This is a genomic window from Altererythrobacter sp. CAU 1644, from assembly GCF_029623755.1.
Lineage (GTDB): Bacteria > Pseudomonadota > Alphaproteobacteria > Sphingomonadales > Sphingomonadaceae > Erythrobacter > Erythrobacter arenosus.
Genome location: NZ_CP121106.1, coordinates 2112352 through 2133661 on the forward strand (window position 1 = coordinate 2112352; position 21310 = coordinate 2133661).

20 protein-coding genes are annotated in these 21310 nt (G+C 62.9%); 6 read left to right on the forward strand and 14 right to left on the reverse strand.

Annotated elements, in window-relative coordinates; all coding sequences use genetic code 11:
* From P7228_RS10475 to P7228_RS10485, 3 genes are all read right to left on the reverse strand, one after another.
* The coding region (locus tag P7228_RS10475; RefSeq protein ID WP_278015189.1) for a hypothetical protein at positions 1-1271 on the reverse strand (1271 nt) is incomplete at its 3' end.
* A gap of 960 nt (positions 1272-2231) precedes the next feature.
* Positions 2232-3680 (reverse strand): NAD-dependent succinate-semialdehyde dehydrogenase, encoded by a 1449-nt coding sequence (locus tag P7228_RS10480; RefSeq protein ID WP_278015190.1) that lies wholly within the window; start codon positions 3678-3680, stop codon positions 2232-2234.
* A 92-nt stretch (positions 3681-3772) separates the two neighbouring features.
* A complete protein-coding gene (locus tag P7228_RS10485) occupies positions 3773-4255 on the reverse strand; it encodes an Lrp/AsnC family transcriptional regulator (RefSeq protein WP_278015191.1) in 483 nt (160 codons plus the stop codon).
* Between the two features lie 118 nt (positions 4256-4373).
* Between P7228_RS10485 and ald the strand changes: the two genes are divergently transcribed.
* The 6 genes from ald to P7228_RS10515 all read left to right on the forward strand — a co-directional run bounded on the left by ald (position 4374) and on the right by P7228_RS10515 (position 8933).
* A complete protein-coding gene (gene ald / locus P7228_RS10490) occupies positions 4374-5456 on the forward strand; it encodes an alanine dehydrogenase (RefSeq protein ID WP_278015192.1) in 1083 nt (360 codons plus the stop codon).
* 84 nt (positions 5457-5540) lie between these two features.
* The gene (locus tag P7228_RS10495) at positions 5541-6653 is read left to right on the forward strand and encodes an S-(hydroxymethyl)glutathione dehydrogenase/class III alcohol dehydrogenase (RefSeq protein WP_278015193.1); all 1113 of its coding nucleotides are present in this window, start codon (positions 5541-5543) and stop codon (positions 6651-6653) included.
* Positions 6653-7009: a cupin domain-containing protein gene (locus tag P7228_RS10500; protein WP_278015194.1), complete on the forward strand. Its 357-nt coding sequence runs from the start codon at positions 6653-6655 to the stop codon at positions 7007-7009. The genes P7228_RS10495 and P7228_RS10500 overlap by 1 nt, the downstream gene beginning before the upstream one ends.
* Before the next feature lie 3 nt (positions 7010-7012).
* Positions 7013-7513 carry a prolyl-tRNA synthetase associated domain-containing protein gene (locus P7228_RS10505; protein ID WP_278015195.1) on the forward strand — a complete coding sequence of 167 codons (501 nt, stop codon included), beginning with the start codon at positions 7013-7015 and terminating at the stop codon, positions 7511-7513.
* Positions 7513-8355 carry an S-formylglutathione hydrolase gene (gene fghA / locus P7228_RS10510; protein ID WP_278015196.1) on the forward strand — a complete coding sequence of 281 codons (843 nt, stop codon included), beginning with the start codon at positions 7513-7515 and terminating at the stop codon, positions 8353-8355. The genes P7228_RS10505 and fghA overlap by 1 nt, the downstream gene beginning before the upstream one ends.
* Complete coding sequence (locus tag P7228_RS10515; protein WP_278015197.1) at positions 8352-8933, forward strand: GNAT family N-acetyltransferase; 582 nt, start codon at positions 8352-8354, stop codon at positions 8931-8933. Before fghA ends, P7228_RS10515 begins: the two co-directional genes overlap by 4 nt.
* Positions 8934-8937: 4 nt before the next feature.
* Here P7228_RS10515 and P7228_RS10520 read toward each other — a convergent pair whose 3' ends face one another.
* The 11 genes from P7228_RS10520 to tsaD all read right to left on the reverse strand — a co-directional run bounded on the left by P7228_RS10520 (position 8938) and on the right by tsaD (position 21297).
* Positions 8938-9948: a fumarylacetoacetate hydrolase family protein gene (locus P7228_RS10520; protein ID WP_278015198.1), complete on the reverse strand. Its 1011-nt coding sequence runs from the start codon at positions 9946-9948 to the stop codon at positions 8938-8940.
* Positions 9945-10589 carry a maleylacetoacetate isomerase gene (gene maiA, locus P7228_RS10525; RefSeq protein WP_278015199.1) on the reverse strand — a complete coding sequence of 215 codons (645 nt, stop codon included), beginning with the start codon at positions 10587-10589 and terminating at the stop codon, positions 9945-9947. The genes P7228_RS10520 and maiA overlap by 4 nt, the downstream gene beginning before the upstream one ends.
* A 181-nt stretch (positions 10590-10770) precedes the next feature.
* A complete protein-coding gene (locus P7228_RS10530; RefSeq protein WP_278017751.1) occupies positions 10771-11946 on the reverse strand; it encodes an acyl-CoA dehydrogenase in 1176 nt (391 codons plus the stop codon).
* An 88-nt stretch (positions 11947-12034) separates the two neighbouring features.
* Positions 12035-13861, reverse strand: coding sequence for a gamma-glutamyltransferase family protein (locus P7228_RS10535; RefSeq protein WP_278015200.1), 1827 nt, complete (start codon positions 13859-13861; stop codon positions 12035-12037).
* A gap of 99 nt (positions 13862-13960) precedes the next feature.
* Positions 13961-14320 carry a response regulator gene (locus P7228_RS10540; protein WP_278015201.1) on the reverse strand — a complete coding sequence of 120 codons (360 nt, stop codon included), beginning with the start codon at positions 14318-14320 and terminating at the stop codon, positions 13961-13963.
* Between the two features lie 69 nt (positions 14321-14389).
* Positions 14390-14917, reverse strand: a complete 528-nt coding sequence (locus P7228_RS10545) for a hypothetical protein (protein ID WP_278015202.1) — start codon at positions 14915-14917, stop codon at positions 14390-14392.
* Positions 14918-15050: 133 nt separating this feature from the next.
* The gene (locus tag P7228_RS10550; RefSeq protein WP_278015203.1) at positions 15051-15791 is read right to left on the reverse strand and encodes an OmpA family protein; all 741 of its coding nucleotides are present in this window, start codon (positions 15789-15791) and stop codon (positions 15051-15053) included.
* Between the two features lie 50 nt (positions 15792-15841).
* Positions 15842-17557: a vWA domain-containing protein gene (locus P7228_RS10555; protein WP_347402836.1), complete on the reverse strand. Its 1716-nt coding sequence runs from the start codon at positions 17555-17557 to the stop codon at positions 15842-15844.
* 160 nt (positions 17558-17717) lie between these two features.
* On the reverse strand, positions 17718-19250 hold the full coding sequence (locus P7228_RS10560; protein WP_278015204.1) for a lipopolysaccharide biosynthesis protein: 1533 nt from the start codon (positions 19248-19250) through the stop codon (positions 17718-17720).
* Positions 19247-20254, reverse strand: a complete 1008-nt coding sequence (locus P7228_RS10565) for an NAD(P)H-dependent glycerol-3-phosphate dehydrogenase (protein ID WP_278015205.1) — start codon at positions 20252-20254, stop codon at positions 19247-19249. Before P7228_RS10565 ends, P7228_RS10560 begins: the two co-directional genes overlap by 4 nt.
* Positions 20251-21297, reverse strand: a complete 1047-nt coding sequence (tsaD, locus tag P7228_RS10570; RefSeq protein ID WP_278015206.1) for a tRNA (adenosine(37)-N6)-threonylcarbamoyltransferase complex transferase subunit TsaD — start codon at positions 21295-21297, stop codon at positions 20251-20253. Before tsaD ends, P7228_RS10565 begins: the two co-directional genes overlap by 4 nt.
* Positions 21298-21310: the final 13 nt, after the last annotated feature.

Sequence of the window (21310 nt, forward strand, 5' to 3'; positions counted from 1 at the left end):
TAGATCGTCCACCCGCCCGCCTCGGTATAGGCGCTCTGGTCATCCGTCGTCTCAAGATCGCCGTCGCCATCGACGAACTTGGTGCCCGAGATCGAGCCGTACTCGACATTACCGAAGTTGAGCTGCTCGGTTACCTGGAACTCACCCTCGGGCAACCCTTCGAGATCCTTGTCGATGATAACTTGGGTCACCCCGTCGAGCGTACCATCTCCGTCAAAGGTGAACGCCCAACCTTCGAGGGTATAATTGGCTGGATCGAGAGGGTTGTCATTGACTGGAATTTCGAGCGCAAATCCAAGCTCGGTAATCGTTACCGTGTAATCCTGATTGTTCCCGTCAACCAATGGGATGAAATACTGGCCAATGGAATTCGTATTGACGACCCCTTCGTGGAGGATCGCATTGTTGCCATTCCCGGTAGTGTAGGAATACTTGAGCCAGAAATCCCCGATACCTTCTTCGCCGGAGTCCTCTCCCATGGCGACGTCCCACATGCCGTCGCCGTCGAGGTCGTCCCATTTGAAACCGGTCAAGACGCCATCGGCGACCTTTGACACCGACCACTCCTCAAACCCGGATTCCGAGGTGTAGTCGCCCCATAATCCTACGCCCGATCCACCGCCGGCGAAGTCACCGCCGTCAGTATCGTCGAGGGTGCCGGTGGTGCCGAACTCCGAATAAAGCAGGACGTTGGTGGTTTCCGGATCGGCACCGCCAAAATCATCAACCGGTATGTAGAAGAACATGTCCGACTTGCCGCTGCCGGCCTGAAGCGAATAGTCGAGCAATAGGGTGTTGTCAGTATCGTCGGTGCCGTCGAGATTCTGGTCGTCGAGATCCCAGATCGGGGTCGTGGCTGCATCGAAGGCAGCAGAGCCGAGTTCGGCCGTCAAATTCGGATTGGTCGTGGTATAGAGCTTGAGTTCATTAAGCGACAGAAGCGGTGTGCTGTTCGCCTCGTTGATATCGAGCCTGAACTCGTAATAGGAAGTGCCGTCGATTTCGACGATCGGTACGTCGCTCAGCAGCAGCGATGTCGTGAACTGTGGTGAGCTATTTTCGTCGTAGGGTACACCGCGGCCGTCTGTGTTGTAGCCTTGCTCCGTACCCGTGGCCTGGACTCGAACGAAAGCCTGGATCAGGCCGGTACCAGAAGAACCCTCAGCCGAGAGAGTGCGAAATATCGCGCTATCGATGGTTGCATCGTTACCGGTTTCGGTAAGGTCGTAATAGACTTCGCCGTCGCCATCGACATACTGGAATTCAGCCATTTTCTCTCTCCACTCTCGCGGGCTGCGTCCCGCGCGCGAACAACAACTCGACCCCGACGGCTTGGCGTGCCGCCTGTTATGTCAGCTACGTTCGATCGAACATTTGGGAGAAAGTCGGCAGGAGCGGCGCAAATGCTGCCGCTGCATGTCGGCTGAAGACGACCCTTTTCTGTACCCCATACATTCGAAAAGCGGCCCGAGGGCGATTTGGCGTTGCGAGGTTTCGGTACAGACCGAACACGCCCGCCATTTCTTTGGTTAATCGGATGTTAGGTGGGGAGGGAGGCGAGTCAATAGAGTGGAGACTGCGCTAAGTTACTGGACTGTCATGTAAAATTACCCATCTGGGTAGGTCGGGAGATTTCCCGCAATAGATTGATTCTTGGAGATAATTGATATCGACTCACGGAAATTTCAGGATTTTCCCTTGATCGAGAGACTTAATCGGAGATTCAATGGCTTGGCAGACTTGCGATCGGTGTTGCCTCGCGGCGTCATGCCCATTTTGCGCCACGTCGTCTTGGAAGAAAATTTGCCTCTCGGGCGGTTCATTGTCGCCAATCGCTCGATCCCGGCTGCCAAACCTGACCAGGAGCGCGCGAGTCGCGCCCGAGTCGTTTTCGGAGCACTTGCAGCTACCGGAAAGCCGGTGGCCAGCCCTTGGGGGCGGAAAGTCCGACCAAAAAGTGCCCATAGAAGCCGCTGAATTTGCGTTACGACTTCTGACTCGACAGGTTTTTCCACAAGATTAGAGTGCCCTCCACTTTACGGGAGCGATTCGGGGGAATTCCACAAATGGAGCGTCCGACATATCGGTCGAGCGGGCCTGACCTATTCGGCAGGACCGTGGCGATAGAAGATCTGTCTTTACGGCGTGCGACTTTTGGCCGGATCAGGCCGATGCGTGCCGGACACCGGTTGCTGCGCGTGTTTGAACGCGTGCTCGCGTTGGGCGACTAACTAACGGGACTTCGCCACCGTCACGAACTTGGTGTCGGTGTAGCCAAGGTAACCCTCGACACCGCCTTCAGAGCCGAAACCGCTGTCGCCGATGCCGCCAAACGGCGTTTCAGGTGAAGCGACAATCAGGTGATTGATCGCAACCATCCCGGCATGCAGCGCTTTGCCGAGGTAATAGCTTTCGTCCTGCGAGGTGGTGAAGGCGTATGCGGCAAGGCCGTAGCGCAGAGAGTTGGCGGTCGCCACGGCATCTTCGAGATCGTCGAACGGGACGATGCCGGCGATCGGACCGAACGGCTCCTCATTCATCAGCCGGCTGTCGGCCGCCGGAGCTGCGACAACGGTCGGTTCGTAGAAGAATCCGCGCCCTTCGATCGCCTTGCCACCGGTGAGGATCTCGCCGCGATTGCCGCCGAGATCACCCAGGATGTGATCCATCGCCGGGATACGGCGGGCATGGGCGAGGGGGCCCATGTCCACGGTGTCATCCGCACCGGCGTCGCCGACCTTGATCGTCTTCACCCGCTCGGTGAACTCCGCCACGAACTTGTCGTAGATGCTGCGCGCGACGAGGAAACGGGTCGGCGAAACGCAGACCTGCCCGGCGTTGCGGAACTTGACCGTCGCACAATTGGCAACGGCGGTGGCGAAGTCGGCATTCTCCGACACGATCACGGGCGCATGTCCGCCGAGTTCGGGGGTGAAGCGTTTCATGCCCTGAGCGGCAAGGGCGCCAAGGTGCTTCCCGACCGCCGTCGAACCGGTGAAGGACACCTTGCGGGTCACGGGAGAGGCGATGAGATGTTCGGAAACCTTGCCCGGATCGCCGTAGACAAGGTTGACGACACCCTTGGGAACGCCGGCATCGACCAAGGTCTCGACCAGTAATTGAGCGGTGGCGGGCGTATCTTCGGCCGGCTTGAGAATGACCGAACAGCCTGCGGCGAGCGCGCCGCCGAGCTTGCGCGCGGGAAGGTTGACCGGGAAGTTCCACGGCGTGAGCAGCACGGACGGGCCGACCGGGATGTGGTGAACCTGCTGCGACAGGATATGCGCGCTGCGCGGCGGCACCATGCGGCCACCCGCGCGCTTGGCCTCTTCAGCCTGGAAATCGATCACGTCCGCGGCACTGGCGACTTCGCCGAGCGATTGAGCCATCGGCTTGCCCATTTCGGCGGTGATGATCCGCGCAATTGCGTCCTTGCGCTCGCGGATCAAGTCGCTTGCCCGGCGGAGCACGTTAAAGCGTTCAATCGCGGGCTTGGCGCTCCATACGCGGAAGCCTTCATCGGCGGCAGCAAGCGCTGCATCGAGCTGTTCGCTCGAAGCCTTCGGCATCAGGCCCAAGACTTCTTCGGTCGCCGGGTTGATGACCTCCATTGTCCCGTCGCCGCCCTCTGCAACCCATTCGCCATTGATGAGCATCTTGAGCTGGGGGTAGTTCGACATGGGGGATCCTTTTGAGCTTTGGGCCGGGGAATGCGCGGCGCATGGCGGCGCTTGATTTCGATTGCAACCAGATAGCGAGCTTTTCTCGGCTTTCAATCGGCCCAGCCAGGCGGCAGGCGCGGTTCGACGACTTTCCTCAGCACGAAGCCCGACTCCATACGAACCACGCCGGGCAAGCGTGACAGTTCGTCGCGGTGGATCTGCGCAAAGTGATCGAGCGAGCGAACCATCACCGTGACGTAATAATCGTCGCTGCCGGACATCAGGTCGCACTGTATGACCGATGGGCTCGCGGCGATCGCCCGTTCGAAGGCATCGAGCATCTCGTTGCTCTGACTGGCGAGCGTGATCTTGAGGTGAATGGTGACGCCATACCCCAGACCCGCCAGGTCCATGTCGGCGGAGTATCCGCGAATGATCCCGCTGTCCTCCAGCTGGCGCTGTCGCCGCGCGATCGCGGTCGGTGAACGGCCAATCGACTCGCTCAGTTGCTGGTGCGAAGCGCGGCCGTTTTCCGCCAATGCTTCGAGCAGCTTGCGGTCAATAGCGTCGAGTTGGTTGATGGAAAGCTGCAAGATAATCGCCCTCTACGCAGATATTGCCCATTATTGTTCCAATTATCACCACTCTTTGATGAGAAACAAGGCTCGATTGCCTGTATTCTGCGTGGGTTAGGGAATTAGGAGAGATCCCATGCTTGTTGGCGTACCCAAGGAAATCAAGAACCACGAATACCGTGTCGGCCTGACCCCCGAAGCGGCGCGCGAATATTGCGCAGCCGGGCACAAGGTTATTGTCGAGGCCGGCGCCGGCAAGGGCATCGCCAAGACCGATTATGATTACCGCAAATGCGGTGCCGAGATCGTCGATACCGCCGAAGAGGTGTTCGCGAGGGCCGACATGATCGTGAAGGTCAAGGAACCGCAGCCCAACGAATGGGTGCAGTTGCGCGAAGGCCAGATCCTCTACACCTATCTGCATCTCGCCCCCGATCCCGACCAGGCCCGCGGGCTGATGGAATCGGGCGCGTCTGCGGTCGCTTATGAAACCGTGACCGCTCCCGGCGGAGGCTTGCCGCTGCTCGCCCCGATGAGCGAAGTCGCCGGGCGCCTTTCGATCGAAGCGGGCGGCATGGCCCTGCGTGCCAACAATGGCGGGCGCGGGACCTTGATGGGCGGCGTGCCCGGGGTGCTGCCGGCCAAAGTCGTGGTACTCGGCGGCGGCGTGGTCGGCACCCATGCCGCGCGCATGGCAGTTGGCCTCGGCGCAAATGTCGAAATTTTCGACAAGTCGTTGCCGCGCCTGCGCCAGCTCGACGAGATGTTCCAGGGGCGCGCCTCGACCCGCTATTCGACCATGTCGACGATCGAAGACGCGGTCGCCGAAGCCGATGTCGTCGTCGGCGCGGTGCTGATCCCTGGCGCAGCGGCGCCGCACCTTGTCACTCGAGAAATGCTCGGGACGATGAAAGATCGCGCGGTCCTCGTCGATGTCGCGATCGACCAGGGCGGCTGCTTCGAGACTTCGAAGCCGACCACGCATGAAAATCCGACTTATGAAGTCGATGGCATCATCCATTACTGCGTCGCCAACATGCCGGGCGCAGTGCCGCTGACGTCCAGCTATGCGCTCAACAACGCCACGCTGCCATTCGGCCTGGCGCTTGCGAACCACGGCATTGCGGCTTGCGAACAGGATCCGCACCTGATGGAAGGGCTGAACGTCCACAAGGGCGAAATCGTCAACGCTACTGTCAAGGAAAGCCTTGGCTTCTGATGCCGCTTTCTCGGCAGGTTTGACTTGACGGAGGTGCGGGGCTGATGTCTCCCTGAATGGCAGTTTGCCATCAGGGAGCCAGCTATGAAGACCCGCGCCGCCGTCGCCTTTGAAGCCAAGAAACCGCTCGAAATCGTCGAGGTCGACCTTGAGGGCCCGAAGGAAGGCGAGGTGTTGGTCGAGATCATGGCGACCGGCATTTGCCACACCGACGCCTACACTCTCGACGGCTTCGACAGCGAGGGTATCTTCCCTTCCATCCTCGGACATGAGGGGGCCGGCGTGGTGCGCGAGGTCGGCCCCGGTGTCACCAGCGTGGCGCAGGACGATCACGTAATCCCGCTTTACACTCCTGAATGCCGCCAGTGTAAGTCGTGCCTCAGCGGCAAGACCAATTTGTGCACCGCGATCCGCGCGACGCAGGGCAAGGGGCTGATGCCCGATGGCACCAGCCGCTTCAGCTACAAGGGCGAGACGATCTTCCACTACATGGGGTGTTCGACCTTCTCGAACTTCACCGTGTTGCCCGAGATCGCGGTCGCCAAGATCCGCGCGGACGCACCCTTCAAAACCAGCTGCTACATCGGCTGCGGTGTTACCACCGGTGTTGGTGCCGTAACGAACACCGCCAAGGTGCAGGTCGGCGACAATGTCGTCGTCTTCGGCCTCGGCGGGATCGGTCTCAACGTAATCCAGGGCGCACGGCTCGCGGGCGCGAACAAGATCATCGGCATCGATATCAATGGCGACCGCGAGGAATGGGGCCGCAAATTCGGCATGACCGACTTCCTCAACACCAAGGGCATGAGCCGCGACGATATCGTCGCCAAGGTTGTCGAGATGACCGATGGCGGAGCCGACTACACCTTCGACGCCACCGGCAATACCGAGGTGATGCGGACCGCGCTCGAATGTTGCCATCGTGGTTGGGGCACCAGCGTCATCATCGGCGTTGCCGAGGCGGGCAAGGAAATCGCCACTCGCCCGTTCCAACTCGTCACGGGTCGCAACTGGCGCGGCACGGCCTTCGGCGGGGCAAAGGGCCGCACCGACGTGCCCAAGATCGTCGACTGGTACATGGACGGCAAGATCCAGATCGACCCGATGATCACCCACGTGCTCAGCCTCGAGGAGATCAACAAGGGCTTCGACCTGATGCATGCGGGCGAGAGCATCCGCGGCGTGGTCGTCTTTTGATGGCGACGAAGATCAATCTTGCGGAGAAGCTGTCCCGCTTCGAGGATCATTGGGCGCCGCGCATCGTCGCGCGCTATAACGACAATGAAGTGCGATTGGTGAAGGTCGAGGGCGAGTTCCTCTGGCACAGCCACGAGGATACGGACGAACTGTTCCTGGTGCTCGCAGGCGAACTCGAGATGGAGTTTCGCGACCGGACCGAAGTTCTGGGGGAGGGCGAGTTGATCGTCGTTCCGCGCGCGACCGAGCATCGCCCTTGCGCGCGCAAGGGTGAGGTCAAACTGTTGCTGATCGACCCGAAGGAGATGCCGAATACCGGCGATCCGGCGACAGCGACTGTCGCTGTCGAGATTTGACGCATGGAAGGTGAAGAAAAGCTTTGGTCCGATCTGGACGCGTTGCGGATCGCCTACGAAAACCACGAACATGAGGCCGTGTTCACGGTCGAGGAAAGTCGTGGGATCAAGGCGGGCATACCTGGCGAGCACACCAAGAACCTGTTCCTGAAGGACGCTGCTGGTGATTTTTTGCTGGTAACGGTTCCTTCCGACGATCCGGTCGACCTCAAGGCCTTGCCGCATGCGATCGGTTGCAAGCGGGTGAGCTTTGGCAAGGCGGAAGATATGATACGCCTGATCAGGATCGAGCCGGGGTCGGTCACGCCGCTGGCGATGATCAATGCGGCGCCCGGTGCCATCACGCTGGTTCTGGACCAGGCCCTGTCTGAAGCGGATCGCGTCAATGTCCATCCGCTGCGCAACACTGCCACGGTGGGGTTGCCGGGCGAACACATCCTGCGGTTGACCCGCCACTGGGGGCACGAGCCGGTCGTGGCCGCAATACCCAAGAAGGAGGCATGATGGCGCTCGAGACTGTCAGCGAAAACAAGGCCTTCGGCGGGGTGCAGGGCGTCTATTCGCATGCGTCCGAAGAGACCGGGACGGACATGACTTTCTCGGTCTTCGTCCCCGACCGCGCGAGCGGCGCTAAGCTGCCGGTGTTGTGGTATCTCTCGGGCCTCACCTGTACTCATGCGAACGTGACCGAGAAGGGCGAGTTTCGCGCCGCCTGCGCCGAACATAGCGTGATATTCGTTGCGCCCGATACTTCGCCGCGCGGCGATGACGTGCCCGACGCGGCGGATGAATACGATTTTGGCAAAGGCGCGGGCTTTTATGTCGATGCGACCCGCGAGCCGTGGCGCAAGCATTACCGGATGCGCAGCTACATCGAGCGCGAACTGCCGGAAGTAATTGCCGCCAATTTCCCGGTCGATATGGAGCGGCAAGGGATCACCGGCCATTCGATGGGCGGACATGGTGCGCTGACGGTCGGCCTCCGCAACCCCGAACGCTTCCGCTCCATCAGCGCCTTCAGCCCGATCGTCGCGCCCAGCCAGGTGCCGTGGGGCAAAAAGGCTTTGGGCCGATATCTCGGAGAGGACCGCACGGCCTGGCGCGAATATGACGCCTGCGCATTGATCGAGGATGGTGCCAGGCACGATCACATCCTCGTCGACCAAGGCACGGCTGACAATTTCCTCGACGACCAGCTACAAACGCATCGCTTTGCCGAGGCTTGCGAGAACGCCGGGATCGACGCCGAAATCCGCATGCAGGAAGGCTACGACCACTCCTATTATTTCATCTCGACCTTCATGGCCGAGCATGTCGCCTGGCATGCGGCGAGGCTCAAGGCTTGAAGCTCGAAGTATTGACCGGAGCGGCAATCGAACACGCCATCCCGGCGCTTGCCCGCTTGCGGATCGCGGTCTTTGCTGAGTGGCCATACCTCTATTCCGGCGATCTCGCTTATGAGGAAGACTATCTCCGCGCCTTCGCCGCCGCCCCGGATGCCGTGCTGGTCACGGCCTGTGAGCGCGATCAGATCGTCGGCGCATCGACCGCATCACCGCTCGTCGCGCAGGAATCCGAAATCCGCGAGCCGGTCGCGGCCTATGGCCTGGATCCTGAAGAGATCTTCTACTTCGGCGAGAGCGTCCTCCTGCCCGAGTATCGCGGTCGCGGACTGGGGCATGCCTTCTTCGACCATCGCGAGGCGCATGCGCGGGCAAGCGAGGCGAAGTTCTCGATGTTTGCCGGAGTTATCCGGCCCCAAGACCACCCGGCGAAACCTCAAGGCTACCGTCCGCTCGATGCCTTCTGGCGCGGGCGGAGTTACGAGAAAGTCGAAGGCCTCACCTGCCAGATCGCCTGGCAGGACCATGGCGAGGATGCCGAAACGCCCAAGCCCCTGCAGTTCTGGATGCGCGAACTCTAGCCGGTCAGGCTTCGACCACCTTCTGCTCGATCGCGCCGAAGATCGAATGGTTCGCCTTGTCGCGCATCTCGACGCGCACCGTATCGCCTGGGCGCATGAAGCGGGTCTTGGGCGAGCCCTCGTAGATCGTCTCGATCATGCGGATCTCCGCGATGCAGGAATAGCCAAGGCCACCTTCGCTGACCGGCTTGCCCGGTCCGCCATCTTCGCCCTTGTTGCTGATCGTGCCCGAGCCGATGATCGTGCCCGCGGCGAGCTTGCGGGTCTTGGCCGCATGGGCGACGAGCTGCGCCATGTTGAAGGTCGCATCGACGCCGACCTCTGCGCGGCCGAACGCTGCGCCATTGTAATCGACCATCAGCGGCAGGTGGATCAGGCTGTCCTTCCACGCATCGCCCAGCTCGTCAGGCGTCACCGCGACGGGCGAGAAGGCGCTCGCCGGCTTTGACTGGAAGAAGCCGAACCCCTTGGCGAGTTCGCCCGGGATCAGGCCGCGCAGCGATACGTCATTGACCAGCATGACCAGCTTGATGTGACCGGCGGCATCTTCCGCCGAAACACCCATTGGCACGTCGTCGGTGATGACCGCAATTTCGCCTTCCATGTCGCAGCCCCAGGCGACGTCACCCAGCGGGATGTCCTCGCGCGGAGCGAGGAAGCTGTCGCTGCCGCCCTGATACATCAGCGGATCGTGATAGAAGCTCTCGGGCACCTCGGCGTCGCGCGCTTTGCGCACCAGTTCGACGTGATTGATGTAGGCGCTGCCATCGGCCCATTGATAGGCGCGGGGCAGGGGCGAATGCGCCTCCCGCTCGTGAAAGCGCTCGCACGGCACCGCTTCATGCTCCACATCCATGGCAAGCACTTCAAGCTTGGGCGCAACCTCTTCCCAATTGTCGAGCGCCGCCTGCAGCGTCGGCGCGATGTTGTCGGCGGCGCAGTAGCGGGTGAGGTCCTTCGAGACGACGACCAGCTTTCCGTCGCGAGTGCCGTCCTTGAGCGTGGCGAGTTTCATTGAGACCTCTCTGGATTATCCGGTTGATTGTCAGGGTGCGCGCGCTGGAATTCCGGCAGCGCGAGGCAAGCGGCTTCGATCCGCTCGATATGCGGCTTGTCGCCGAAGTCGAAACTGAAGCGGCGCGCGTTGTAGACCTGCGGCAGCAGCACGACCTCGAAAAAGCCGGGGCGGTCGAACAGGAAATCGCCGGTGCCCAGCTGTGCCAGGCGCTGTTCGACAGGTCCGAGCGTGCGGGCGAGCCAGTGGCGATACCAGGTGTCGATCTCATCCTGCGAATGACCGAGCGGGTTCTTCAGATATTTGAGCACCGGCAGGTTAAGTGGCGCATGCAGCTCGGTCGCAATGGCATAGGCCAGTTCGCGCGCGGTGTAGCGATCTTCCAGATCTGCGGGCAGGAGCGGGCGCTCAGGATGGGCCTCGTCGAGCCATTCGATCAGCGCCATCGATTGCGCGCGGTCGCGCCCGTCGGCTTCCAGCATCGGCACCGAGCCGAAGGGGTTGCGGCTCGTATAGGCCGCACCCTTCTGTTCGGATTGGAGCAGGTTAACCGGGATATTCTCGAACGCGATCCCCTTTAGTTCCAGCGCGATGCGCAGGCGGTAGGAGGTCGAACTGCGATAATATCCGTAGAGCTTCATTGTGCCGAAATCCTACTGGATGGAACACTTGGAACACGGTTCATGGCGCCAAAAAAGGGCGCCCTCACGCGGGTCGCACGGCGCCATTGGAAACGGCCTGCATCGCGGGAAACCGGAGAGCGCATCGCCGCTTCCTGCCACAAGGTGGCAGCGTAGGACAGCATGCGCGCTCCGCCCTGCATCAAAACGCCGGGATGCCCGTGATACCGCGGCCGAGGATCAGGGCATGGACGTCATGCGTACCCTCGTAGGTGTTGACCGTCTCGAGGTTCACCATGTGCCGGATGACCTGGTATTCCTCGCTGATGCCGTTGCCGCCGTGCATGTCGCGGGCGTGGCGCGCGATTTCGAGCGCCTTGCCGACATTGTTGCGCTTGACCACGCTGATCATGTCGGGCGCAAAGCGACCCTCGTCCATCAATCGGCCGACCCGCAGCGAGCCCTGCAGGCCGAGCGCGATGTCGGTCAGCATGTTGGCGAGCTTGAGTTGGTAGATCTGCTTGCTGGCAAGCGGCACGCCGAACTGCTTGCGGTCGAGCCCATATTGGCGCGCGGCGTGCATGCAGAATTCCGCTGCACCCAATGCGCCCCAGCTGATGCCGTAGCGCGCACGGTTGAGACAGCCGAACGGACCCTTCAGGCCCTGCACTTCGGGCAACAGCGCATCGGCGCCGACCTTGACCTCGTCCATCACGATCATGCCGGTGGTCGAAGCGCGCAGCGAAATCTTGCCCTCGATCTTCGGGGCGGAAAGTCCGGCCATGCCCTTCTCGAGGACGAAGCCGCGGATCGCGCCGCCGTGTGCCTCGCTCTTCGCCCAGACGACAAACACGTCTGCGAATGGCGCATTCGAAATCCAGGTCTTGGAACCCGAGATCGAATAACCGTCGCCATCCTGCTTGGCGTAGGTCTTCATCGCGCCCGGATCGGAACCGGCATCGGGTTCGGTCAGGCCGAAGCAGCCGATCAGTTCGCCCGAGGCGAGACCGGGGAGGTACTTGCGGCGCTGCTCCTCCGAGCCATAGGCATGGATCGGATACATCACGAGCGATGACTGGACCGAAGCCATCGAGCGATAGCCCGAATCGACCCGCTCGATCTCGCGCGCAATCAGGCCATAGGCGACGTAGGAGGCGCCGGCACCGCCATATTCCTCGGGCACGGTCGCACCGAGCAAGCCGGCCTGGCCCATCAACGGGAACAGCTCAGGCGCGTCGATCTCGTCGGCGAAGGCCTTGATAATTCGGGGTTGCAGCTCGTCCTGGGCAAAGCCATGCGCCGCATCGCGGATCATCCGCTCTTCTTCGGTCAGCTGGCTTTCGAGATCGAAGGGATCTTCCCAGTTGAAGGGGACCATTCCGGCCACTGGTTTCTCCTGTAACTAAATTCGCGGCCCCTTTCGCAGCTTGGGCCGCGCGGAGCAAGAGCAGTGTGCGGCCTGCAAATCAATAGCCGCTTGCCTGCCCGTCCTTCCGCATTTCGGTGGCGCCGGTGTAGACGCCGCTTTGCGCATCGCGGGCGATCGCCTGGTAGCCGCCGAACATGATGCCATCCTCCACCACCTCGACCTTGTGGCCCATTGCCCGAAGCCGGGCGATGGTTGCCTCGGAAATGCCTGGCTCGACATGAAGGGTCCCGAGGGGATCGGCCGACGGCCCGGTCAGGGGTTCGGTCGGCTGGCGACCGCCATCGTGGTTGAGCCGCGCAGCATCGCCTGCCTCCTGCAGGTCCATGCCATAATCGACGATATTGATCAGGATCTGGACATGGCCCTGCGGCTGCATGCCGCCGCCCATCAGGCCGAAACTCATCCACGGCTTGCCATCCTTTTTCACGAAGGCGGGGATGATGGTCTGGAATGGTCGTTTTCCCGGCTCGTAGGCGTTGGGATGGTCGGGATCGAGGCTGAAGAGTTCGCCGCGGTTCTGGAACATGAAGCCGAGGCCGTCTGGCGTAAGGCCGCTGCCCATGCCGCGATAGTTCGACTGGATCAGGCTCACCATCATCCCGTCCTTGTCGGCGACGGTCATGTAGGTGGTGTCGCCTTCACCCTCCAGCCTGGGTTCGACTTCGATCTCGCCGGGCTGGAATTCGGGGGTGGCGCGCGCGGGATCGATCAGGGCAAAGCGGGCGGCACCATAGGATTCGCTCAGCAACTCGACCGGGAAGGGTGAGAACTCCGGATCGGCGTAGTAACGCGCGACGTCGGCATAGGCGAGCCGCTTGGCCTCGGTGATGTAGTGCAGCACTTCGGGCGAGCCGCGCTCCCACTGGCGCAGGTCCACGTGTTTGAGGATGTTGACCATCTGCAGCGCCGCAAAGCCCTGGCCGTTGGGCGGCAGTTCGCACAATTCGTAGCCGTCGCGATAGGTCACACAGGTCGGCTCGATCCAGTCGCTCTTGTGGCTGGCGAAATCTTCCAGCGTGTAGGCACTGCCCTGCCGCCGGAGGTAATCGACCATCACCTGCGCCAAGGGGCCGCGGTAGAAGGCGTCGCGGCCGTCGCGCCCGATCGTCTCGAGCGTTTCGGCAAGGTCGGGGTTCTTGAAGATCGCGCCCGCCTGGGGCGGTCCCGCCGCGAACCACGTCTCTTTGGCATTGGACCAGTCGAGACCGTGGTCTCGCGCCCACTGTTCGAAACGCGGAACCGACCGCGCGAAATAGCTTGCGATGATCGGCGCGACCGGATGCCCTTCGCGGGCATATGTGACCGTGGGCGCGAGAATCTCGCTCATCGGCTTCGATCCGAACCGTTCGTGCATGGCAAACCACGCGTCGACGGTTCCGGGCATCGTGACCGGAAGCGCACCGGAAGGGGGCAGGGCATCGGCCCCGTTCAGCTTTGCCATGAGCTGATCGAGCGTCTGGCCTTTCGGGCTGCGGCCGGAACCGTTGATGCCGTGCAGCCTGCCAGTCCTAGGGTCGAGAATTATTGCGAACAGATCGCCGCCGATCCCGTTGCCGGTCGGCTCCATCAACCCGAGCGCGGCATTCGCGGCGATGGCGGCGTCGACGGCGTTGCCGCCACTCTTGAGTACGTCGAGCGCGACCTGAGTTGCGAGCGGATGCGCGGTCGCTGCCATGCCGTGCTCGGCATGGACCGGGCTGCGCGACCACGCGGCGCCAATCGGCCTGCCACCCTGGCCAATGCTTTCGCTGAAGTGCGGGCGCTCGGCAGCGGCAGGGGGCGCATCCTCCTGGGCGAGTGTACCAGCGGGAGCAAAAGCCAGCGCCAGGCCAGCGAGCCAGGGGGTGGGCGAGGTTTTGGGCATGCGGCGATCCTCTCACGCGCGCTGCGTGCGCGCTGCGTCTCACGCGATAGAGAATGGTGCCGGAAGTTGAAAGACCGAAGGGCTCGGGGCCCGCCACGTTCAGTGCGCGGCGAGTGCCTTGTTGACTGTTTTTAACATCACAGAAGGGGGGCAGGGTTTGCTCAGCGTGTGCGCATGCGGGAAACGCTTCTTGACCTCGTCGCTCGAGAACTGGCCCGAGTGGAAGATCACCGGGATGTCTTCCTCGATTAGCTTCTGCGCGAGGGGGAACACATTGCCATCGTCAAGCTCGACGTCGAGGATGGCGAGATCGGGTTTCTCTTTCTGATAGGCCAGCATGGCCGAGGAAATTCCGGTATGGGGACCTTCCACATCGAAGCCTGCTTCTTCGACCGTGTCGCACAGATCGAACGCGATGATGAACTCGTCTTCAGCTACCAGGATCTTCGGCTGGGTCATGGCCGGTCCCCTCCATTATGTTCCACCAATCAGGTGGAAACCGGCAAGGGGTGAGAAGGTTCCCAACTTTTATCCGTTTTGGCCGAATTTCGCAGTGAAGCCGCTCTCGTCACCTGCTGCCAGCAGCTTGGCCTGTTCGACCCAGCTGTCTCGCCGGATGCGCCCTTCGAAGCGACCGAGCTGCGCGTCGATCCGGTCGATCTCGGCATCGTCCCAGGCCGCGATCTGCGCGTAGGTCGAAACGCCCAGCGTGTTGAGCAGCGCGGCGAGCTTGGGGCCGAGCCCCTTGATCCGGGTCAGGTCGTCGCCCGTTGCGGCGGTCGGGACGACCTGCGCCCCCGCTTCGGCGTCGGCAGTGGCACTGGCATGCGCGACTTCCTGCGTATTGGCGGCGCTGGAAAGGTTCGCGGACGCCGCTGGCGCGTTGATGAGCGCTTCATTGCGGGCCGCGCGCTCCGCACCTTCGTCGAGCACGTCCTTGCGCTCGAGCGCCACCGATGCGCGGCGGGTCGAAACGAACACGAACCACGCCACCGCGATCCCGATGGCCAGCGCGACAAGCAGAAAGGGCCAGTAGGCTTCGATCAACTCGGGCATGAGCGAATTACTCCTCGTTCGGGGCTCCGCGGCCCCATAACAGCCAGCCGATGCCGATGCCCAGCGCATAGGCAGCCAGCGTCAGAACAAGAACTTCGGCCCAGATCGGCATCGGTTTCCTTCCGCTTCTTCTTCAGCGCGGGCCGGGCGTATCGACCGGCGTGGGTTGCAGGGGGGTGGTTGCTACCACAGCGAATTCGATCCGGCGGTTGGCGGGGTCATCTGGCTGCAAGCCTTCCACCGGTTCTTTCGATCCGATCCCGCTGGCGCGCAAGCCGTCAGCAGGGATACCGCGCGCGATCAAGGCCGATTGCACTGCGCGGGCTCGTTCACGCGACAATTCGATGTTCCCCGGCTCGGGCCCCGAAGCATCGGTGTGGCCGGTGATCGAAATAATGCTGCCGAGACACGGACGCAGCGCCGCCGCGACTTCATCGAGCAATTCGCGGCTGGCTGGATCGATCCCGCTCGAACCTTCTTCGAACCGGATTGTGCGTGCGCGGAGCAGCGCGTTGACGTCATCCTGGCAATGGAGCGGGGACAGCGGGACCACGCCCGCTTCTGCCATCACCGTGCCATCGGACCAGCTGATTCCGCCGACACCGGGTATCGCGGCAACCGCCTTCGCGATGCGGTCACGCGTCCCTTCGTCGAGCGGCTCGCCGCCCGAGAGCAATGGATGCCGGGTCGGCCAGCCGAGTTCATTGGTGAAACTGGCCGAAACTCTCGATCCACCCACCTCCGCGATTGCGGCCGCGGCCTCATCGGTCAATCGCTCGGCCATCGCCGCATCGGTGTTGCGCGCTCCAGTAAGCGCGATCGCGCCGCTGATTACTGCACCCGCGATTATGGCAAGGGTTGGACGAACAGGCATGGCCGTGCCCTAGCCAGAGCACGGCCATACGGGAAGGGTATTGTTACCGCTTACCCGCCGCTGCGTTCGCCCTTCATGCTGCGCGCGACATCGTTGAGGCGCAGGAACTCCTGGCGCCAGTAATTGCGCTGGCTGCCTGCCAGCCGGTCGATGTCGTCGAATCCGAAGTTCATCATCAACTCGTCTCCGCGCAGGAGCTGGCCGAAAGCCGCGACCGAAGTGGCGAAGGCAAAGTCGCCGCTCGGTTGCCGTGCGTTGAGCAATGCGCTGCGCGGCACGACATAGTCGATCAGCTTGGAGGTCGATCCGCCCGGCAGCTTGTAGCGGAGCTTCACATGCGCGGCCTCCGCCATGCGGCTGGTGGCTGCGCCCGAGGGCTTGTCCTCATAGCGGCGCGGCGAGATCCAGCCCTTGGTCCCGGCTGGCACGATTTCGTAGATCGCAGTCACCTGGTGCCCGGCGCCGATCTCGCCCGCATCAACCTTGTCGTTGTCGAAATCCTCTTCGCGCAGCGCGCGGTTCTCGTAGCCGACCAGGCGATACTGGGAAACGACGGCCGGGTTGAATTCGACCTGGATCTTCACATCCTGGGCGATCGTGAACAGCGTCGAGTTCATCTCGTCGCCCAGCACCTTCTGGGCTTCGAGCGCACTGTCGATGTAGGCGTAATTGCCATTACCGTGATCAGCGATCTGTTCCATCATCGCTTCGTTGTAATTGCCGGTTCCGAAGCCCAGCGTGGTCAGCGTGATCCCGCTGTCGCGCTTCTTCTCGATCAATTCGACCAGCGCGTCGCGATCGGAAATGCCGACGTTGAAATCGCCATCGGTGGCGAGCAGCACGCGATTGACGCCGCCCTTGATGAAATTGTCTTCGGCAATGTTGTAGGCGAGTTGCAGGCCCGCCCCACCCGCGGTTGAGCCGCCTGCCTGGAGGCTGTCGAGTGCGGCCTTGATCTTGCGCGCGTCGCTGGTCGGCTCGAGCACGAGCCCGGCCGCACCGGCGTAAACGACGATCGAAACCTTGTCCTTGGGCGAGAGCTCGTTGGCTAGTCCTGCCAGCGCAGTCTTGACCAGCGGCAGCTTGTCGGGGCTGTTCATCGAGCCCGAGACGTCCATCAGGAACACGAGGTTCGCTGGGAGACGCTCGCTGTGGGCGATGTCATAGCCGCGCAGGCCGATCCGCATCAGATAGGTATTCGCATTCCACGGCGTCTTGGCGACGTCGGTCGTTACCGTGAAGGGCTGCGAGCGATCCTCCGGCGCGGGATAGTCGTAGCGGAAGTAGTTGATCATCTCCTCGGTGCGCACGGCATGGCGCGGCGGGAGCTGACCCTGGGTCAGGAAGCGACGCGTATTGGCATAGGCGCCCGTGTCGACGTCGACCGAGAAGGTCGAGACCGGCTCGACCTGGGCGAGCTTTACCGGGGATACTTCTTCGCCGTCGTAGCGTTCGCGATTGGGTTCACCAGGAACGATGACTGGCGGAACATAGCTGTGGCGACCCATCGCGGCATCGGCGACGGCTTCGTTCGCGACGGAGGCATAGGAGGGCGATGACGGAGGCGGAGGTGGCGGGGGAGGGGGCGGCGGAGGAGCGTTCTGTCCGGCGGCCTTCTCATCGACCCTGCTGCCTGTCACGACGATCTGCTCGCCCTGTTGGCTGGCACAGGAAGCGAGCAGCAATGCGGCGAGCGAGATTGCGATGGTGCCGGATTTCAAGCTGCGGCTGTGCTCTGTGGCGGGTATTCCGAAGTTCAGTCCCACAATGTACCTCCTCATCCCGTGATTTGTCATGATATTACGTATTATCATTTGTCGCGGAACCAGCACGGTTATGGGGGAATCTGAGCCAGTCCCGCGACAAGGCCAAGCTCCGCCTCGGGCGCTGAACGGCGACTGAACGTTCCCTGCTTGCGACGAATCGTCAGGTCTGCGGCGCAGCACTTTCATCGCTGCCGCCGCTGATGTTGCGACGGAACAGGACACGGTCTTCCGGGCCGAAACCGCGATGCCAGATCACGAAGCCATAGGTCGCGAGTATCGCCGGGATGCCGAAGATCAGTTCCATCCATTCCGGCAGCAGCGTGGCAAGGAATCCGACCACCACGGCAGGCCCGGTGGCCCAGACCAGCGCCCAGCGCCAATTGTTTACCGGTGCCTTGAGAATGCGACTGAGCAGCCATGCCTTAACCAGGCTCGCCGTGCCCAGCGCCAGCATCAGCGCGATTGCTGCGCCCGCGGCCTTGAACGGTTCGCCATAGCCGAGATGCTCGACCAGATACATCGCACCGATCGTCAACCCGGCCTGCAGGGCAATCGTGCCCAGCGATATGGCGAGGTTGCGCTTGCGCGCGACATAGACCAGCGCCGCCTCCGATACGACCGCGGTCGCCGCCACGACTTCCGCCATCAGCAGGAAGGCGAGCGCTCCGGTACCGCCGACGAAGTTCGGACCGACGAGCCCCATCACCGCTTCGCCCGGTACGCCCAGCGCAAGGGCGATCCCGGCCTGCGCGGCGATAATCCAGAACCCGACCTGGCGGACCTGCGCGGCAATCGCGGAGTAGTTCTTTTCCTTGAGGTTGCGGGTGATGACAGGGCCAAGGATCGGCTCGAAGCTGGTCTTGAGCTTCTGCGGCAGGCTCGCGACCTGCTGCGCGACGTAATAGACACCGACAGCGGCAGGCACTGCAAAGAAGCCGAGGATGAAGATGTCGAGCCGCCGCGTCCCCCACTCCACCGTATCGGCTATCGCGAGCGGCATGGCGCGCGCGGTCATCTTGCTCATGGCGATCGGGTGTGGACGCCAGCCCTTGGGCAGTCCGTAGCTGCGCAAGAAAGGCCAGGCCGCCGCCGCAAATCCGGCGAAAATCGAACAGATATAGGCCAGCGCCAGCCCTGAATCGCGGTAGGCGGTATAGTAGAACACGCCCGCCATGATCGAAATCGTCCACGGCTCGACGACCGCGCGAGCGCGGACGGTGGTGGCGATGTCGTAGCGATAAGCCTGTGCCGCGAGCAGGATCTCGGTCAGGGCATAACCGGGGATCGCGATTACCAGCCATTTGTCCAGCGGTCCGTTCATCCCGTTGGGGAACATCGGGGCCGGGAACAACCACAGGATTGCGGCAACCGCAGTAGAGAACAGCAGGGCGAGCAGCAGCCCGTCGAAAACCAGATTCGACTGCTCACCTTCGCCCTCGGTCAGCCGCTGGGCGAGGCCGCGCTTTTCTCCCATCGAGCAGATTAGCGCGGTCAGTTCGATGACCACCAGCGCCGAGGCGAAACGACCCAGCGCATCGGCGCCGTAGAGACGGCCGGCAATGAACAGGAAGGGCAACCTTGCCGCGAGCCGCAGCAGGAATCCGAAGAAATTCGTCCGTCCACCCTTGGCCAGCGCCTGGATATCGTCCTTCCCGTCAGCGGGCCCGGACTGGGCGGATCGGTCGGAGTTCACGCAGGCGCGCCTTGCTCGGCAGTGAGCGGGCGGGACAGCAGGCTGACGACGACATGGGCCGGATCGGAGCCATCGAGGATGGCGTTGACCGCATCGACAATCGGCATAGCAATCCGCTTCTCCTCGGCCAGACGCTTGAGTACGGGGGCGGTGTGCGCCCCTTCGGCCACCGTACGGCGATCGGCCATCAGTGCCTTGGCATCGCTGCCTTCGCCCAGCGCCTTACCGAGCGAGAAATTGCGGCTCGAGGTCGAAGAGCAGGTCAGCACAAGGTCGCCCAGGCCGCACAGCCCCGCGAGCGTTTCCGCCCGTGCGCCCATCGCATCGCCGAACCGCAGCATCTCGGCATAGCCGCGCGCGATCAGGGCGGCGCGGGCGTTCTGGCCCAGGCGCAATCCCTCGACCACGCCGCAGGCGATGGCGAGTACGTTCTTGATCGAACCGCCAATCTCGGCCCCCGCCACGTCGTCAGAATAGTAGGGCCGGAAAGTCGGCCGGGCGATGGCGGGCGACAGCCGAGCCCATTGCGCTTCGCCGCCACTGCACGCGAGGGTCACCGCGGTCGGCAGGCCTGCTGCGACTTCATGTGCGAAGGTCGGGCCGGAGAGCACGGCAACATCGCTGTTCGGCTGGGCGTCGCGCGCGACTTCATTCATCAGACGCCCGCTGGTGGCCTCGATCCCCTTGCTGCACAGCACGAGGTCCTTCGGCGCACGACCGAGCCCCGCCAGGACCGAGCCTAGGTGCTGGGCCGGAGTGACGGCCAGCACGGTGTCGATGTTGGCGAATTCGCCGAGATCGTTGGTCGCACGGATATTCTCGGACAGGCTTGCCGAGGGAAGGTAGAGCGAATTCGAATGCTGCCGGTTGATCTCGTCGACCAGTTCGGCTTCGAGCGCCCAGAGCAGCACTTCGCGGCCGTCGCTGGCAAGCATCTGGGCGAGTGCCGTCCCCCATGCGCCCGCGCCGATCACTCCAACCCGATCCTGCCTACCTTCACTCATGCTTTCACTCCTGCGCCGCGTACCGGCTCCGCCTCGGGATCGAGCGGCCAACGCGGCCTTGCCGCGATATCGAGCGGGGCGAACTCGCCGAGCGGCAATCGCTCGCAGCCCGCCCAGGCGATCATCGCTGCATTGTCGGTGCACAGCGCCATGGGCGGCGCCGAAAACCCCATGCCTCGCTCGCCCGCGAAGGCCTCAAGCGCGCCGCGCACGGCCTGGTTCGCCGCCACGCCCCCCGCAACCACGAGGTTGGGGGGCGCATCGATCTGTTCGAGCGCATGGTCAAGCCGGTCGATGAGGCAGGCGATCGCCGCCTGCTGGAAGCTCGCCGCGATGTCTGCCGCCGCATGCTCGCCGCTTTCATGCGCCCGCAGAACCGCGCTCTTGAGCCCGGCAAAGGAGAAATGCGGCTCTTTCGATCCCAGCATAGGGCGGGGGAGCGAGACGGCATCGGCTTGGCCTTCGAGCGCCAGCTTTTCGACCGCCGGGCCGCCTGGGTAGCCGAGACCGAGGATCTTCGCGGTCTTGTCAAAGGCTTCGCCCAGCGCATCGTCGATCGTCGTCGCCAGTCGCCGGTATCGACCGACACCCTCAACGCTCAGAATCTGGCAGTGCCCGCCTGAGACCAGTAGCAACAGATAGGGGAAATCGAGGCCGGGATCGGCGAGCCGCGGGCTCAGCGCGTGACCTTCGAGGTGATTGATGGCCAGCAACGGCGTGCCCGAGGCCATCGCCAGCGCCTTGGCGCTCACCAGCCCGACCATCACGCCGCCGATCAGGCCCGGCCCTGCCGTCGCGGCGATCGCGGCGCAATCCGCCAGCCCGACTCCGGCATCGTCCAGCACCGCCTCGATCATCGGCGCGAGCCGTTCGGCATGCGCGCGGGCGGCGATTTCAGGCACAACCCCGCCATAGGGCGCATGCTCGGCCTCTTGCGAGGCGATCCGCTGCGCCACGATCCGCCGGTCGGTATCGACCAGCGCCACGGCGGTTTCGTCGCAACTGGATTCGATGCCCAGGACGATCCGGGGGTTAGTGCTCATGGCGCTTTCCCTT

What these genes read in the sequence shown, in the direction of transcription:
- maiA (WP_278015199.1), bottom strand. Translation starts at nt 10,589, where the DNA reads ATGAAGCTCTACGGATATTATCGCAGTTCGACCTCCTACCGCCTGCGC.
- P7228_RS10550 (WP_278015203.1), bottom strand. Translation starts at nt 15,791, where the DNA reads ATGCCTGTTCGTCCAACCCTTGCCATAATCGCGGGTGCAGTAATCAGC.
- tsaD (WP_278015206.1), bottom strand. Translation starts at nt 21,297, where the DNA reads ATGAGCACTAACCCCCGGATCGTCCTGGGCATCGAATCCAGTTGCGAC.
- P7228_RS10480 (WP_278015190.1), bottom strand. Translation starts at nt 3,680, where the DNA reads ATGTCGAACTACCCCCAGCTCAAGATGCTCATCAATGGCGAATGGGTT.
- P7228_RS10500 (WP_278015194.1), top strand. Translation starts at nt 6,653, where the DNA reads ATGGCGACGAAGATCAATCTTGCGGAGAAGCTGTCCCGCTTCGAGGAT.
- P7228_RS10495 (WP_278015193.1), top strand. Translation starts at nt 5,541, where the DNA reads ATGAAGACCCGCGCCGCCGTCGCCTTTGAAGCCAAGAAACCGCTCGAA.
- P7228_RS10530 (WP_278017751.1), bottom strand. Translation starts at nt 11,946, where the DNA reads ATGGTCCCCTTCAACTGGGAAGATCCCTTCGATCTCGAAAGCCAGCTG.
- P7228_RS10520 (WP_278015198.1), bottom strand. Translation starts at nt 9,948, where the DNA reads ATGAAACTCGCCACGCTCAAGGACGGCACTCGCGACGGAAAGCTGGTC.
- P7228_RS10505 (WP_278015195.1), top strand. Translation starts at nt 7,013, where the DNA reads ATGGAAGGTGAAGAAAAGCTTTGGTCCGATCTGGACGCGTTGCGGATC.
- P7228_RS10535 (WP_278015200.1), bottom strand. Translation starts at nt 13,861, where the DNA reads ATGCCCAAAACCTCGCCCACCCCCTGGCTCGCTGGCCTGGCGCTGGCT.
- fghA (WP_278015196.1), top strand. Translation starts at nt 7,513, where the DNA reads ATGGCGCTCGAGACTGTCAGCGAAAACAAGGCCTTCGGCGGGGTGCAG.
- P7228_RS10545 (WP_278015202.1), bottom strand. Translation starts at nt 14,917, where the DNA reads ATGCCCGAGTTGATCGAAGCCTACTGGCCCTTTCTGCTTGTCGCGCTG.
- P7228_RS10565 (WP_278015205.1), bottom strand. Translation starts at nt 20,254, where the DNA reads ATGAGTGAAGGTAGGCAGGATCGGGTTGGAGTGATCGGCGCGGGCGCA.
- ald (WP_278015192.1), top strand. Translation starts at nt 4,374, where the DNA reads ATGCTTGTTGGCGTACCCAAGGAAATCAAGAACCACGAATACCGTGTC.
- P7228_RS10540 (WP_278015201.1), bottom strand. Translation starts at nt 14,320, where the DNA reads ATGACCCAGCCGAAGATCCTGGTAGCTGAAGACGAGTTCATCATCGCG.